Source organism: Chlorobaculum parvum NCIB 8327 (assembly GCF_000020505.1).
GTDB lineage: Bacteria > Bacteroidota > Chlorobiia > Chlorobiales > Chlorobiaceae > Chlorobaculum > Chlorobaculum parvum_A.
This window is the reverse complement of record NC_011027.1, coordinates 1,071,040-1,085,431: the sequence shown is the minus strand read 5'-3', so window position 1 is coordinate 1,085,431 and position 14,392 is coordinate 1,071,040. Positions and strand designations below refer to the sequence as shown.

Genomic DNA, 14,392 nt, shown 5'->3' with positions numbered 1-14,392 from the left:
CGCAAGAGAGGGCGAACACACAGGTTCATCCCTACAATCACAAAAAATCAGAACGCCCCCCTTACCGCAAGTAACGCAAGGCAAGATAGCTCATCATGCCAACGCCGGTTTCGAGTGAGTGCTCGTCGGGATTAAAGGTCGGTGAATGCAGCAGATTCCCCGGCTTGTCATCAGCAAGACCGGTGCCGAGCTGCCAGAAACTTCCCGGACATTCTCGCAGGTAGTAAGCGAAATCCTCGGCGGTCATGAGCGGCGCGGAGGGGTGCACGTTTTCGTCGCCGAGATACTCCTTGGCGGCTTCCCAGGCCAGATCGGTCATATCGGGATCGTTGTAGAGCACCGGATAGCCGAACCGTATTTCGACGTCGGCTTCGACCTCGAACGCTTCGGCCACCTGTTTGACCGTCTTCTCGAAGCGCTCGTGCAGAAGCGAACGAAGCTCTTCATTCATGGTTCGCATGGTGCCCTGCATCGTCACCTTGCCGGGAATGATGTTGGTGGCGTGGCCGCCGTTGATTGAGGCGATCGAGAGCACTGCGGGTTCGTGCGGCGGCGCCACGCGGCTAACCAGATGCTGGAGCGCCGTGATGATGTGGGCTGAGGCAAGAATCGGGTCTCGGGTCTTGTGCGGCGACGAGGCGTGGCCTCCCTGCCCGTGCACGGTGATGTACAGCTCGTCAGCGGCAGCCATGAAGCCGCCCTTGCACATGGCGACCGAGCCGCTCTGAACGCTGGAAAAGCAGTGCTGGGCAAAAATGGCTGACGGCTGGTAACGTTTCAGCAGACCGGCATCGATCATCGGCTTCGCGCCGCCCGGCGCTTTCTCTTCGGCTGGCTGGAAAATCAGCAGCACATCGCCGTTCAGTTCATCCTTCATATCGCTGAGCACAGATGCCGCACCGAGCAGCATCGCCGTGTGCATATCGTGACCGCAGGCATGCATGCATCCCGCTTCAGTCGAGCAGAAGTCGTGCGAGTTCTCCTCCTGAAGCGGAAGGGCATCGATGTCCGCCCGCAGCGCGACCGTTTTGCGCTCTTTGGACTCTGGAGCGCCCGTTCCACGCAGCACGGCAACGACGCCCGTTTCGAGAAGCTGAGGCTCGGGCTCGATGCCGAGTTTGGCAAGATACTCCTTGATGAAGGCTGTGGTGCGAAACTCCTGGTACGAAAGTTCCGGGTGCATGTGCAGATGCCGACGCACCGCAGCTATATCCGGATACAACCGTTGCGCAGCCTCTCTGACCCTCGTGGCAAGGATGCTCAATTCATCATTCTGCATAAACCATATCGTTCGTGGTGACTTCGTGAAGTCAAAAACTCTGAAATTGCCCCTTTCTCCGTGCAATGAGCGCCAATAGCATCAAGGCAACAACACGGCTACATATCCATGTAGCGGATGAACTCAAGGGCTTTTTCCCGAAGCTCGTCGTAACCGGCTTCAGGGAAAAGGGAATGGTACCGGATAAGGTAACCGTATTTCTCCATATTCCGGATAAGCCGGTAAAAGTCGTGAGTGGCGAGCCGGAAAAAGATAATGTTGCCAGCCTGACCTGGCCCGGTAGGCCATGAGGTGAAGCTCAGCACGGAAGCGTCGTTTTTTTCAATCGTCTCGATTATCTCCGAGAGCTTCGTGCCTGTTGGCGGCACCTCGATCTCAAGGTTGTAGCCGCCTTCACCGGAGTGCATCCGGTCAGCGAGGAACGCAAGGACACGGCTTTTGGAAACCACCCCTTCCAACCGTTCATCTTCATCGACAACCGGCACAATTCCACACCTGGCTGACGCAACAGCGGAGAGGTTGTCGAAAAGCTGCTCGTCCGGCCCGTAGGCACGTGCCTTCTCGATCATATCCGCGCCAAGCGTTTGTGAGGCATCAGGTGTCCCTTCCCGATCCCGCAGCAATCGTGACAGGGACACCATGCCAACATAACGGCCATCGTCAAGCGCCGGAGCACATTCAAGCTCTTTGGCGACAAGCGTTTTGGTCACCTCTTCCAGCGGATCACCAATGGTGAACGCTGTAGAGACCGCATCGGCCAGATATGAGAAGGTGACGCTCATTCAGCTACCGGCTTCAAGTTTATCGACACGGCGCTGGTGACGGCCTCCCTCGAACTCCGAAGCAAACCAGCTTTCGAGAATCTTCTCGGCAGTGGGCACATCGTTGAAGCGCGCCGCAAAGCAGAGCACGTTGGCGTTGTTGTGCTGACGGGCAAGTGCCGCGAATTCAGGGCCGCACGCCAGCCCGGCGCGAATGCCCTTCACCTTGTTGGCCGCGATGGACATGCCGATACCGGTGCCACACATCAGAATCCCCTGATCGGCTTTGCCTTCCAGAACTGCGCTGCACACCTTATGGGCGAAATCGGGGTAATCGACCGACTCTTCGGTATATGGCCCCATATCCTCAGCGGTGTGGCCGTTCTTTTCGAGCCAGGCGATGACGCTTTTCTTCATTTCCACGCCTGCGTGGTCGCTTCCAACTGCAATGTTCATAATCCGTTAACTTTGGTTTTGTGGGTTTTCTTTCTCCGGAGCGCACGCCGCATGAACAGCCGCTGGCTATCGGTCACGCTGCGAGCCTCCTTTTTCGTTCTGCTGTAGGTTCCGTCGGGATTCATCTCCCAGGACTTCCGGTTATCGCGAAGCATCAGCTCCAGATCGGCTACGACCGACCCCACGAGCTTCTGGTCGAGCACAGGGAAAATGGTTTCAACGCGGCGATCAAGATTGCGCGGCATGAAATCGGCGCTGCCCATGAACAGCTCACCGTTACCGCCGTTGCCAAAATAGAAGGCCCTGCTGTGTTCCAGAAAACGTCCGATAATGCTCACCACGCGGATGTTGTCGCTCACTCCCGGCACGCCAGGCTTCAGGCAGCAGATGCCGCGGATGATCAGGTCGATCTCAACCCCTGCCATCGATGCGCGGTAGAGCGCCCTGATGATCTCCTCATCGACCAGCGAGTTCATCTTGATGACGATCCGGCCGCCGCGTCCCTGCTTCTGCCATTCGATTTCACGCTGGATCATCTCCAGCGCCCACCGCCGGGTGTGCAGCGGCGAGACGATCAGCGAGCGGTAGTTGCGATGCTTTGAGTAGCCAGTCAGCGAATTGAACAGCTCCGACACATCGTCGGCAAGCGCTTTGTTCGTGGTCAGATAGCTGTAATCGGTGTAAATTTTGGCCGTAATCGAGTTATAATTTCCGGTTCCCAGATGCAGGTAGTGGCAAAGCTTCCCCTGCTCACGCCGGACGATGAGCGTCAATTTGGCGTGGGTCTTCAGGTTCGGCAAACCGTACACCACGTGTGCGCCAACATCTTCGAGCGCCCTTGCCCAAAGGATGTTGTTCTCCTCGTCGAAGCGCGCCTTCAGCTCCACCAGAACGGCAACCTGCTTATGCTGCTCGGCGGCAAACATCAGCGCCTTGATGATCGGTGAGTTACTGCCGGTGCGGTAAAGCGTCTGCTTGATGGAAAGCACATCGGGATCGCGCGCCGCCTGCCAGACGAGATCGACCACCGGCTTGAACGAATCGTACGGATGATACAGCAGCATATCGCCCGAACGGAGCCGCGCAAACATGTCCGGCTGACGCTTGTCGTCGAGCGGATTGTTCGGCACGAACGCCTTGTCTTTCAGATCGGGCCGGTCGATTTTAAGCAGCTCCATCAGCGCGCTCATGCCAAGAAATCCACCGATTTCGTAGACGTTGCGCTCGTAAATCTCAAGATTCTTGACCAACAGGCTCCTGATGGAATGCGGCATTTCCGGATTGACATCCAGCCGCACCACCTTGCCATAACGACGCGAACGCACCCCCTGCTCGATGCTTTCGAGCAGATCGCCCGCCTCGTCCTCCTCGATCTCGATGTCGGCGTCGCGGATGATCCTGAACGGATGGCACTGCAGGATGCGCATCTTCGGGAAGAGCTGCCACAGGTTGTGCTCGATCAAATCTTCGAGCCGGAGCAACCGGATGCGGTCGTCGGTGAAATCGAGCCCTTCGATCTCGTCGAGCCTTATGAACCTTGGCAGAATGCCCGGCACCTTGACCCTGGCGAACTTGATCGAGCCGCTCTCCTCGTCCTCAAGCTCGATTGCCAGATTGAGTGACAGGTTGGACATGAAGGGAAACGGATGGCCGGTATCGAACGCCAGCGGAGTCAGCACCGGAAAAATCTCCTTGCGGAAGAACTCCTGAAGCACCTTCTGCTGGTGCGGAGTGAGCGACGAGGCAAGAACGAACTCGATCCCCTTTTTCTTCAGCGCCGGATAGAGCACCTCGAAAAAACAGGCGTTGCGCTGACGGAGCTGTTCGCTGACCTGCTCCCGAATCTTCTCGACCATCTCCATCGGCGTCAGGCCATCGACCGAACGCTCCGTGATGCCCGCCGCGCACTGGTCGTCAAGACCGGCTACACGGATCATAAAGAACTCGTCGAGATTCGAGCTGAAAATCGAGATAAACTTGATGCGTTCGAGCAGCGGATGTGCCAGCAGATCGGTCGCCTCCTCCAGCACGCGCTGGTTGAAATCGATCCAGCTCAGCTCCCGGTTCACGTAGAGCGACGGATCGCGCAGGTCCGTTTCCGGCGCCGCAACCATGGTTCGGTTTTGTCCGCTCTTCATGACCTGCTGTTCAAACACTTGATGATCCCGGTTTCAGTTACCACATAGTCGAGCCGCTGGTCCCATGGGTCGAAAGGAACCGCCAGCACCTCCTGGCAATCGAACGCCAGGCCGACTCTGACCGGGCTGATGCCACGGGTTGACAACTCCTCGAAAAATCGGTCGTACCACCCTTTTCCAAAGCCAATGCGTCCCCCCTGACGATCGAAACCGACAAGCGGCACAATCACAGCATCGAAACACCGCTCGTCAGTAAGTTCAAGCGGCACAGGAAGCGGAGGGCCTATTTTGGCAGCTTCGAATCGCTGGCTTGGCAAATAGCGCACTGCAAGCATCCGGTCACGCTCAATATAAGGCATGAACACCGCTTTCCGTTCGCTGCAAAGCCATTCGAGCACTTCGAGCGTCCCTACCTCCCGGTCACGTTCCATCGAAACGTAGCAGTGAACCTTTCCTGCACCGAGCAGCTCCGGCATGGTCATGAGCCACTGCCGGATTGTTCCGCTTTTTTCAAGCCATGCCTCCCGACTCAGAGCCCTGCGCTTCAAAAGCAGCTCCCTGCGGATGTCCACCTTGCTGTTCATCATCTTTAACCTGCAAAAAAACAAGCCATGACGGCTGTTGATCCCTTTCGCCAACGTCCGGCAAAACCCTCCGATCAGCCCGTTGGATTAGAAATGTTAAGATAATAAAACAGAAGCCGATAACGCAGAACAGAACGCATTTTAACCGTTGCCTTTAGAAGCAGAACTTAATGCCCGCTTCGGCCACAATGCTCAACATACGTTTCAACGCTTTCGGTTATGTGAAATAAGGGCGGATTGTATTACATTTAAAGTATTGGGCACAAGTTTATGAAACTCCACAACTGTAGCCTGCATCGATTTTTTTCTACCTTTTCATCAAACCATAAATCATAGACAATCATGGCAAACGAATCAGGAAACGGCGTATTCAGCGATCTCTTCACGGCTGTCGGCGACCTTGCCCAGCAGGCAACCGACATGGCCGGAAGCGCTGTCAAAACCGCTACCGACACTGTTCAGCCGGTCAGCAACGCTGCTATCGAGCTGTGCACCACCACCATCAACTCGGCTACCCAGCTCGTCGAGGGCGTAACCAAAGCCATCACTTCGGCAATCGCTCCAAAACAGTAAGCCTGAGAAGTGTCCCGTCGCCCACCTGTTCAAACTGAACGAAGCAATGGCGCGACAAACTCAAAAGCCCTTTACGCTGCCTAAACGTAAAGGGCTTTTCTCATTTACCACCCTAAGCTACCCTTGGTTGAAAAGGTTGGACGAGCAGCGTGCGTGGCGTACATTGTGATGCAACGTTCATCTCCGAAGCAGCACCGTTATGCATCACCTCACACTGCCAGCCACGCCCCGTTCGATTTTCTGCGTCGGCAAAAACTATCCCGATCACGCCCGCGAAATGGCGACCTGGGAAGCCTGGGAGACGGCAACCGACGAGACGCATGAGAACGAGCCGATCATCTTTATGAAGCCCGGCTCGGCGCTCTCCGACGATGGCACTACCTCGATTCCGCTGTTCGAGGGCCGTCCAGTCAGCGCAAGCCTCCATTACGAAGGCGAACTGGTACTGCTTATTGGGCGGGACGCCGAAAAAGTCTCGATTGAAGAAGCTGCGTCATACATCGCCGGTTACGCTGCAGGACTCGACATGACGCTCCGGGATGTGCAGCTCGAAGCCAAAAAGGGCGGGAATCCCTGGCTGAAAAGCAAAGGATTCCGCAACAGCGCTCTCGCCTCGGATTTCATCGCGCCTGACAAGGCGGGAGCATGGAGCGAACTGTCGATTTCACTGAAGCTGAACGGCGAACTCAAACAACACTCCCCCGTGGCGGCCATGACCTTTTCACCGGCCTATCTGGTGCACTATTTGTCGTATATTTATGGACTCCGGGCAGGAGACCTCATCTTCACCGGCACACCGGCTGGTGTCGGAAGCGTCCTGCCCGGAGATCGGCTCGAAGTCTCCCTCGAAACCGGAGGCAAACAACATGTTCAGACGACCCGTCTGGCCTTGCTTGAAGCAACAGTTTCCTGAATCATTCACATCCCGATCATGAGCACACTCTTCCTAAACGCAAGACTCCTGAACCCGGCCGAAGACCTCGATACCACGGGTTCGATAAAAATCGACGACCAAGGCATCATCGAAGCCGTAGCTACCGGCGCGGAAACCATAGCAGCCGGAGACGGCGATCTCATCATCGATCTGGAAGGCAAGGTGCTCGCACCCGGCCTGTTCGACATGCATTGCCACTTCAGGGAACCGGGCCAGGAGTACAAGGAGACGCTTGAGAGCGGCTCGGCAGCAGCAGTCGCAGGCGGCTTCACCGGCGTGGCGCTTATGCCGAACACCAAGCCGGTCATCGACAGCCCGCTCGGTGTGGCCTACATCCGCCACCACAGCGCCGAACTGCCGATCGACATCGAAGTGATCGGCGCCATGACCGTCGGAAGCCTCGGCGAAGCGCTCGCCCCTTACGGCAAGTACAGTTCCTATGGCGTCAAAGCTATTTCAGATGACGGCACGGCGATCCAGAACACGCAGATCATGCGGCTGGCCGTCGAGTACACAGCCAATTTCGACCTGCTGCTGATCCAGCATGCCGAAGACAAATACCTCACCGCTGGCGGTATCATGAACGACGGCGCAGCATCGGCCATGCTCGGCCTGAAAGGTATCCCCGAAGTGGCCGAACCGATCATGATCGGCCGTGACCTGCAACTGATCACCTGGCTGAAAAAGCACAAGCTCAGCGGCGCCCTGCCGGAGCCGCGCTACCATGTGGCGCACATCAGTACGGCAGCCTCGGTCGATCTGGTGCGCAAGGCCAAGGCCGCTGGCCTGAAGGCCTCCTGCGAAGTGACGCCGCACCACTTCACCCTCACCGAAAACGATCTGGTAGCCGCGAAAGAAAAAGGCAACTACATCATGAAGCCGCCGCTCCCCTCCGAAGAAAATCGTGACGCACTCATCGAAGGGCTCCGCGACGGCACCATCGAGGCCATCGCCACCGACCATGCCCCGCACGCCCGCCACGAGAAGGAGTGTCCGCCCGACCAGGCGGCCTTCGGCATCATCGGCCTCGAAACCTCGCTGGGGCTCACCATTACCGAGCTGGTGGACAAGGGCGTCATCACCCTGTCACGGGCTATCGAACTGCTTTCGACCAATCCGAGGCGCATCATGGGGCTGGAAGAGATTCTCTTCAAACCCGGCAAGAAAGCCAACTTTGCCATCATCGACCCCGATCTTGAGTGGACGGTCAGCGACGATGAGTTCGGTTCGAAATCGAGAAACACGCCTTTCTTGGGCCGCAAGCTCAAGGGTAAAGCGCTCGGTATTTACAACAAGGCAAAGCTCATTATGCGATAAAACGACTGAAGCGATACAATATTTTATCTTTTTTCTTTACACGATTTTTCTTACTTTCGGTATCATTTTATCTGAAGGCAAAGATTCAGCGTCAACTCTAAGTATTTCTTTTACGACCCATGGCCAAAAAACAAACGTTCGGTGACAAGCAGAAAAAAGGCGCAGCTGATTTCAAAATGGCAAAACTGGTCTATTCGGTGAAATCCGAAAAAACCAACGCCTGGAAATTCGTCGAGAAAAACGTCCGCATTCCCAATGGGGAGAATGATGTGGATGTCCTGAAAAAAGCCATGACCGCCCAGGGTAAGTAATTCCCTCCCGGCTCAAGGCTATTCATCCCTCCTTTTTCGCATGAGCGATCACCAGACACATTCCCGGGACAATGAAACCCGGGAATGGTTCGAAGAATGGTTCGACCATCCCCTCTACCTCGAAGTTTACCAGCACCGCGACCAGAAGGAAGCGGCTCGTTGTGCACACACCATCCTGTCACTGACCGGCCTTGAAGCCACTAATCCCCCGGCCTCGATGCTCGATATCGCCTGCGGCGCAGGGCGGCACGCAGCTGAATTCGCCCGCTCAGGACTGACGGTAACCGCCAACGACCTCTCGGCATTTCTGCTCGACCAGGCTCGCGACCTTGCCCGCAAGGAAGGGCTTGAAATCGACTTCAGCCGCCAGGACATGCGCACTATCCGGTTCGACCGGCAGTTCGACCTCGCTACCCAGCTCTTCTCCAGCTTCGGCTATTTCGAGACTGACGAAGAGGATCGCGACATTCTGGGCCACGTCTTCTCGATGCTCCGCCCCGGCGGCTGGTACGTGCTCGACCTGCTCAATCCCGAGCACCTGAAACGCAACTTCGTGCCGCGCACCGAACGCAGCAACCGCGGCCTGCGGATCACCGAAGAGCGTACCCTTTCCGATCATCACGTCACCAAGCGCCTCACCCTCACCGAAGAGAACGGCAAGAGCCACTCTTTTACCGAGTCGGTCAGATTCTTCACGCCCGATGAAGCAATTGGGCTGCTTGAGTCGGCAGGATTCAGCCTAGAACGCATCATCGGCGACTATGAAGGCTCCACGTTCGAAGCAGCCACATCACCGCGCATGATGCTGCTTGCCCGCAAACCGGCCGTCTCCTGACGAACGAGCCTTCCGATTCCGATTTCAATCTGGATTGTCCTGGACTTTTTGCCGCGGCAACGTCACTTCAGCAAGAGCTTGCCGAGCGTATCGATACCCGCTTTGCGGCCAAGCGCGAGAAGGCGCTGGAAAAGCTGGGCGGTAAGGTAGGCGTCCCCTGGTGCGGTGTGGCGGTCGTAGAGGCGGATGCCGTAACGGGCGCAGAGGTTGTCAAGGCGGTACTCACCACCCTTATGCGCAAGGTTGTAGTAGGGACCTTTTTCAAGCCGTTTGGCAAAGCTGGCCGTATCGAGAGCTTCGTTGAAGAGCCGCATTCCGAAGCGCCTCGAAAGCACCTGATTGATCATGGCGATATCGAAATCGGCATGATGCGCCACGATCACCGCATTGCCGAGATAGTCCAGAAAACGGCAAACCGCCTCGCTCTCTTCCAGACCGCTGTCGATATCGCGCTTGAGCAGGCCATGCACCGTCACCGCATCGCGCTCGCTGCACACCTCCTGACGAAGCAGCACCTCGAACGAATCGGCGATATCGATCACCTCCCCTTTCGTGCCGACCGCGCCGATCGAAATGATCCGGTCATGCCTGAAATCGAATCCGGTGGTTTCGGTATCGTAAATGACGAAACGCGCATCCTCTATCGGCGTCTGTGCGCGAAAGCCTTCGTCGAACCGGTGCAGGTAGCGGCAGACGCTCTCCGGCAGCTCTCCGTTCCGGCACTTCCGCAAGAGCAGCTTTTTCTGGATCAGCTCAATCACGGATGTAGTCGAGCTGGAACCGGAGGTTGAGCATGCTCTGCACCTTGCCGATGGTTGAAAAGACGTTTCTGAGCATCTGGCGTTCGATCTTGTTAAGCCCTTCCGGATCGATATAACGACCTGAAGAGTCGTTGGCCAGGCCATGCTTTGTTTTCAGAAGAATCAGAAACTCATAGGCCTCAATTGCTTCCGAAGCCAGCTCTTCGAAACCTGAAATCACCTGACCGAGCCGCCTGAACCGTTCGGTTGTACTCAGAAATTCTCCGATCTTCTGCTCGTACACCAGCACTCGAGCCGCATCGGAAAGCGGCATCATGGCCCGAGCCTTGATGTCGAACTCGTGAGCGTGTTCGCGGCTTTTCTCCACAAGGAAGTTCCTGAAAAATCCGAGCGGTGGCGGATTCTGCAAGGCGTTCTTGGCAAAAAACTGCAGGAAGCCACGGCCCTGTTCGACCTCCTTCAGAATCTGCCGTTTCATCTCGACAGCCAGCGAAGTGCTGCCATAGACCGGACGGAAATCGAAAAAGATCGTCGAGTGCATCAACGCTTTCGGCTCAGGCGTCTGGATCCACTTGCGGAAATAGTTCATCCACCCGCCGAGCGGCTGGCACCATTGCGGATTGCTGGCCATGATATCCGCCGGGCACTTCGTAAAACCGCAAGCCACCAGCGTGGCGCACACCCGCTTGCCAAGTTCGAGGAAGTAGCGCTCCGCCGCTTCCCTGCCTTCCGGAGGCGGATCGGCGTAGAGAATCGCGTTGTCCTGATCGGTGCGGAGCAACTGCTCCTTGCGTCCCTCGCTGCCCAGCGACAGCCAGCAGAACTCCACATCGGGCATCGCCAAGCCCTCTGCGTTCATTTCAGCAATGGCGAAGTCAATCGCCTTGACGATCACCGCGTCGTTCAGCTCGGCGAAAATATTCAGCACGAAGTGGATTGAAACCTCCTGAGCGATGTACATCTGCAGAAGCTTTTCGGCCTTGTCGCGCTCGGCGCTCAGCTGCTCTACGCTCTCCGACTGCATGATCGACTTCATGAGCACCGCGGGATTAACCCCTTCGGAGGTCACGATGTCGTGCTCCGAAATGATGCCCGTAATCGGACTGTTCAGAGTGCCGTCCTCGGTGATGCAAAAGTGTCGAAGCTTGGTTCTGACCATGAGCATCGTCATGTCGGCCACGGTCTTGCCAGCGGTGATCGTATAGACCGGACTGCTCATGATCTCGCTCACCGGGCGATCGCTGACCTGGCCTGGCACGGCCACAACCTTTTTGCGCAGGTCGGTATCGGTGATGATGCCAAGTGGATGGCGCTCTTCGGAGACGACGATAATCGAGCCGATGTTGTTGTCGGACATGATTTTGGCCGCCTCCCGGATAGAAATATCTGGCGAACAGGTGATCACGTCACGCACCTGATCGACCACGAGAGGCTCGTTATCGAGCAGGCATCTGAGGGTAAGCTCGGAGGGTTCCATAGAACCCCGGCGCAAGTCGAACGCTTCGGAGAGCGAGTGCTCGATATTCTGCACGCTTTTTGCGATCGCGCCGGTAAAGAATGCCGCAACCGAAGGTTCGGACTGGGACAGCTCGCGAATCGTCTCAACCGGAATGGCAAACAGCAGACTCTCTTCAACGACCTGCGCCGAAAGCAGGTAGTCACTGGTACCGAAAATGGCCCGCACGCCGAACAGATCGCCCTCGTCACACAGATCGACAAGCACCTCCTCGCCGTCGATGGTATCGTACAGGCGGACAGCCCCCTTCATCACCATGTAGGAAACCTTACCGAGCTCATCACCTTTCCGGAAAAGCATTTCGCCCTCCTCATGGTACTCGACAAACAACGATTCAGCTATTTTGCGAATCCGTTCTTCGGAAAGATGGTCAAAAGGTGGATATTTGCCGAGATCGGCAGCGACCCTCTCGACAATGGTGTTGGACGGAGTAGCGTTGTTCATGCCTGAGACTCCCGAAGATTGGCGGGTTCATCCTCTTATCTATGGCCGCACCGGAACGATGTGACAGGAATGGGACAGAAAGTCAGACCAGCATGCGGTGTTCACGATACCACTCGAACGTGCGCTTGATGCTCTTTTCGTAGGGCTCGTAGCGCATTCCCAGCTCACGCTCCGCTTTCGATGAGTCGAAATAAAGAAACTTCGAAGCCACGGTGAACATGCTCATGTTGAACAGCTTGGATATTCTGTTCCTCTCCTTACTGAATTTAAGAAGATACGTGATGAAATGCGCAGCCCATATTGGAAGCGGAAGTGAAAGCTGATGTACACCAGTCACCTTCATGATGGTCTGCGCCAGCTCCTTGAAGGAAACGTTGTCGCCGCCGACGATGTAGCGTTCACCTTTGCGCCCCTGGTTCATCGCGGCTATCAGGGTCTCGGCCACAATCTCGACATCGACCACGCAGATGCCTCCGAGGGGATAAAACGGCATCTTGCGGTTATAGACATCCTTGATAATGCGACCGGCATTGAAGTTGATATCGCCGGCACCGAACACAAAGGCCGGCACCACGATCACGCAATCGAGCCCCTTGCGAACCTCTTCGGCCACGATCTGCTCGGCGACATACTTGGTGCGAGCGTATTCGAGATCGATCGTATCGAAATTCCAGGGACTCTCCTCGTCGAATTTCCGGTTCGGGCCGCTTATGCCGACCGCAGTAATCGAGCTGACATGCACAACCCGCCTGACACCGGCCAAGCGCGAAGCTTCAAGCACATGGCGGGTACCGTCAACGTTGATTTTCTGAAGCAGCGGATTCTTCTTGCCCCCCATGTAGGTGATGCCGGCGCAATGATAGACCTCATCGACGCCATCGAACACACCTTTCAGAGACGACGCATTGGTGACATCGCCATACACCAGATTGATCTTGTCGAGGCAGCCCTTGAGCGACGTGAGGTCGGAGCTCGTACGAACAAGCGCATTGACCTCGTGCCCCGATTCAGCGAGTTTGTGCACAAGGCGGGAGCCGATAAAGCCGGTGCCTCCGGTAACGACGATTTTTTTCCCCACGGATGATCTCAAGAACTGTTGGTAATAAATGCGCGCAATAAGCTCCTGCCGCGCTGAAAGCCCTTTCGGGCGCTATTGTTTTACTCCGTAACGGAGATGTTGCCGTCCAGAATGTCCTGGCGAATCTTCTCGATGCGCTCATGTACGGCCGGATCGATCAGCTTTTCGGTATCGCTGTTCCACACGTAATCGGTGTAGCGCCCGTCAAGGCCGAACATCCGCTGACGTCCTCCCTGGAAGCGGCCGTTCATCGCATCGTCAATCGTGGTCAGCACCGCCTTGTCGATCGCCTTGTTGATGCTGGTCAGCATCTGATCCGGCGCTGGCCACTCAAGTGCCATGTCGGTGCAGATCACCAGCTTGCCAGTCTCCCGGGCCGCTTCGATCACGCCGAGACCGCTTGCACCAGCCGCCTGATAGATGATGTCCGCGCCACGGCTGTACTGACCGAGTGCCAGCTCTTTGCCTTTGGCCGGATCGTTGAACGCACTGCCGGTCATGCCGATGAAGTTTGTAATGATCTTGATGTCCGGCTTCATATAGCGGGCACCAGCTGCATAACCACTCTCGAACTTGCGAATGATGTTCGAATCCATGCCGCCGATAAAACCGATCGTACCGGTTTGGGACTCAAGTGCGGCAAGCGCCCCGGCCAGGAACGACCCCTTTTTCTCCTCGAACACAATCCCCGAAAGATTCGACGGAATCTCGGTTCCGGGCTGCGGATTGTAATCGATACAGGCGAACTTCTTGTCAGGAAAATCCTTGGCGATAGCCGTAATATCTTCGGTAAAGAGCAGGCCGACACCGATAACGAGCTTTACGTCCGGATCGGCAGCCATCTGGCGCAATGCAGCCTCACGGTCTGCACCCTCTCCCTGAGGCTCGATATAGTCGAAATCGATGCCAAGCTTTTGTTTGGCCAGTTCGAGTCCGTTATAGGCAGAATCGTTGAACGACTTGTCGCCACGACCTCCGACATCGAACACCAGCCCAACCTTGTAGGCGTCCGGATTCGAGCTGGCCGCTTTTTCCTTACCGGAACAACCGGCAAGAAGCGAAACGAAAATGAGCAGGAAAGACGAAAGCCTGAGGAGCGATGGTGAAAAGTGCCGATGCGCCATGTCCGTAAAGAGAGGTTGATTCGTCGAAAATATTGAACGGAATGTAACAAAATCGCGCCGTTTTTGGAAACCGCCGCGCCGGAAATCATCTCCGCGCCGCATTCACGTCCGCATCCATCTAAAGAGCAGCAGGACTCGAATCCTGCCATTTCATGCCATTCAATCGATATTGACAACAAATCCTGTTCCAGGGATTCTCACAGAGAACGAAATGGGGAAAAGCAAAAACCCCGTCACGACTTTGCTCTCGAAACGGGGTTATGTCACGATGAAAAAAGGAG

At 56.1% G+C, this 14,392-nt stretch carries 14 protein-coding genes; 5 read left to right on the top strand and 9 right to left on the bottom strand.

What is annotated here, in order from left to right; translation table 11 throughout:
* Window positions 1-61: 61 nt before the first annotated feature.
* From CPAR_RS05010 to CPAR_RS04990, 5 genes are all read right to left on the bottom strand, one after another.
* The gene (locus tag CPAR_RS05010; RefSeq protein WP_012502223.1) at window positions 62-1,279 is read right to left on the bottom strand and encodes a M20 metallopeptidase family protein; all 1,218 of its coding nucleotides are present in this window, start codon (window positions 1,277-1,279) and stop codon (window positions 62-64) included.
* A gap of 98 nt (window positions 1,280-1,377) precedes the next feature.
* Entirely contained in the window at window positions 1,378-2,061 is a 684-nt protein-coding gene (locus tag CPAR_RS05005) for a CBS domain-containing protein (protein ID WP_012502222.1), read from the bottom strand.
* Complete coding sequence (rpiB, locus tag CPAR_RS05000) at window positions 2,062-2,496, bottom strand: ribose 5-phosphate isomerase B (protein ID WP_012502221.1); 435 nt, start codon at window positions 2,494-2,496, stop codon at window positions 2,062-2,064.
* Complete coding sequence (gene ppk1, locus CPAR_RS04995) at window positions 2,493-4,610, bottom strand: polyphosphate kinase 1 (RefSeq protein WP_012502220.1); 2,118 nt, start codon at window positions 4,608-4,610, stop codon at window positions 2,493-2,495. The genes rpiB and ppk1 overlap by 4 nt, the downstream gene beginning before the upstream one ends.
* A 20-nt stretch (window positions 4,611-4,630) precedes the next feature.
* A complete protein-coding gene (locus CPAR_RS04990) occupies window positions 4,631-5,221 on the bottom strand; it encodes a 5-formyltetrahydrofolate cyclo-ligase (RefSeq protein ID WP_012502219.1) in 591 nt (196 codons plus the stop codon).
* Window positions 5,222-5,560: 339 nt separating this feature from the next.
* On the opposite strand from CPAR_RS04990, the gene CPAR_RS04985 reads away from it, so the two are divergent.
* The 5 genes from CPAR_RS04985 to CPAR_RS04965 all read left to right on the top strand — a co-directional run bounded on the left by CPAR_RS04985 (window position 5,561) and on the right by CPAR_RS04965 (window position 9,188).
* The gene (locus CPAR_RS04985) at window positions 5,561-5,791 is read left to right on the top strand and encodes a hypothetical protein (RefSeq protein ID WP_012502218.1); all 231 of its coding nucleotides are present in this window, start codon (window positions 5,561-5,563) and stop codon (window positions 5,789-5,791) included.
* Window positions 5,792-5,990: 199 nt separating this feature from the next.
* Window positions 5,991-6,704: a fumarylacetoacetate hydrolase family protein gene (locus CPAR_RS04980; protein ID WP_012502217.1), complete on the top strand. Its 714-nt coding sequence runs from the start codon at window positions 5,991-5,993 to the stop codon at window positions 6,702-6,704.
* Between the two features lie 18 nt (window positions 6,705-6,722).
* On the top strand, window positions 6,723-8,042 hold the full coding sequence (locus tag CPAR_RS04975) for a dihydroorotase (RefSeq protein WP_012502216.1): 1,320 nt from the start codon (window positions 6,723-6,725) through the stop codon (window positions 8,040-8,042).
* A gap of 119 nt (window positions 8,043-8,161) precedes the next feature.
* Window positions 8,162-8,353: a hypothetical protein gene (locus tag CPAR_RS04970; RefSeq protein ID WP_012502215.1), complete on the top strand. Its 192-nt coding sequence runs from the start codon at window positions 8,162-8,164 to the stop codon at window positions 8,351-8,353.
* Window positions 8,354-8,393: 40 nt separating this feature from the next.
* A complete protein-coding gene (locus CPAR_RS04965) occupies window positions 8,394-9,188 on the top strand; it encodes a class I SAM-dependent methyltransferase (protein WP_012502214.1) in 795 nt (264 codons plus the stop codon).
* Window positions 9,189-9,250: 62 nt separating this feature from the next.
* Here the strand turns inward: CPAR_RS04965 and CPAR_RS04960 are convergent, their stop codons facing one another.
* The 4 genes from CPAR_RS04960 to CPAR_RS04945 form a co-directional block, all read right to left on the bottom strand.
* A complete protein-coding gene (locus tag CPAR_RS04960; RefSeq protein ID WP_012502213.1) occupies window positions 9,251-9,949 on the bottom strand; it encodes a 3'-5' exonuclease in 699 nt (232 codons plus the stop codon).
* On the bottom strand, window positions 9,942-11,909 hold the full coding sequence (locus tag CPAR_RS04955; RefSeq protein ID WP_012502212.1) for a DUF294 nucleotidyltransferase-like domain-containing protein: 1,968 nt from the start codon (window positions 11,907-11,909) through the stop codon (window positions 9,942-9,944). Before CPAR_RS04955 ends, CPAR_RS04960 begins: the two co-directional genes overlap by 8 nt.
* Window positions 11,910-11,991: 82 nt before the next feature.
* The gene (locus CPAR_RS04950) at window positions 11,992-12,987 is read right to left on the bottom strand and encodes an SDR family oxidoreductase (protein WP_012502211.1); all 996 of its coding nucleotides are present in this window, start codon (window positions 12,985-12,987) and stop codon (window positions 11,992-11,994) included.
* An 80-nt stretch (window positions 12,988-13,067) separates the two neighbouring features.
* The gene (locus CPAR_RS04945) at window positions 13,068-14,111 is read right to left on the bottom strand and encodes a BMP family lipoprotein (protein ID WP_012502210.1); all 1,044 of its coding nucleotides are present in this window, start codon (window positions 14,109-14,111) and stop codon (window positions 13,068-13,070) included.
* Window positions 14,112-14,392 lie beyond the last annotated feature (281 nt).

Bases quoted from the DNA above. Each gene is read 5' to 3' on its own strand.
- CPAR_RS05010 (WP_012502223.1), bottom strand. From the start codon at position 1,279: ATGCAGAATGATGAATTGAGCATCCTTGCCACGAGGGTCAGAGAGGCT.
- CPAR_RS05005 (WP_012502222.1), bottom strand. From the start codon at position 2,061: ATGAGCGTCACCTTCTCATATCTGGCCGATGCGGTCTCTACAGCGTTC.
- rpiB (WP_012502221.1), bottom strand. From the start codon at position 2,496: ATGAACATTGCAGTTGGAAGCGACCACGCAGGCGTGGAAATGAAGAAA.
- ppk1 (WP_012502220.1), bottom strand. From the start codon at position 4,610: ATGGTTGCGGCGCCGGAAACGGACCTGCGCGATCCGTCGCTCTACGTG.
- CPAR_RS04990 (WP_012502219.1), bottom strand. From the start codon at position 5,221: ATGATGAACAGCAAGGTGGACATCCGCAGGGAGCTGCTTTTGAAGCGC.
- CPAR_RS04985 (WP_012502218.1), top strand. From the start codon at position 5,561: ATGGCAAACGAATCAGGAAACGGCGTATTCAGCGATCTCTTCACGGCT.
- CPAR_RS04980 (WP_012502217.1), top strand. From the start codon at position 5,991: ATGCATCACCTCACACTGCCAGCCACGCCCCGTTCGATTTTCTGCGTC.
- CPAR_RS04975 (WP_012502216.1), top strand. From the start codon at position 6,723: ATGAGCACACTCTTCCTAAACGCAAGACTCCTGAACCCGGCCGAAGAC.
- CPAR_RS04970 (WP_012502215.1), top strand. From the start codon at position 8,162: ATGGCCAAAAAACAAACGTTCGGTGACAAGCAGAAAAAAGGCGCAGCT.
- CPAR_RS04965 (WP_012502214.1), top strand. From the start codon at position 8,394: ATGAGCGATCACCAGACACATTCCCGGGACAATGAAACCCGGGAATGG.
- CPAR_RS04955 (WP_012502212.1), bottom strand. From the start codon at position 11,909: ATGAACAACGCTACTCCGTCCAACACCATTGTCGAGAGGGTCGCTGCC.
- CPAR_RS04945 (WP_012502210.1), bottom strand. From the start codon at position 14,111: ATGGCGCATCGGCACTTTTCACCATCGCTCCTCAGGCTTTCGTCTTTC.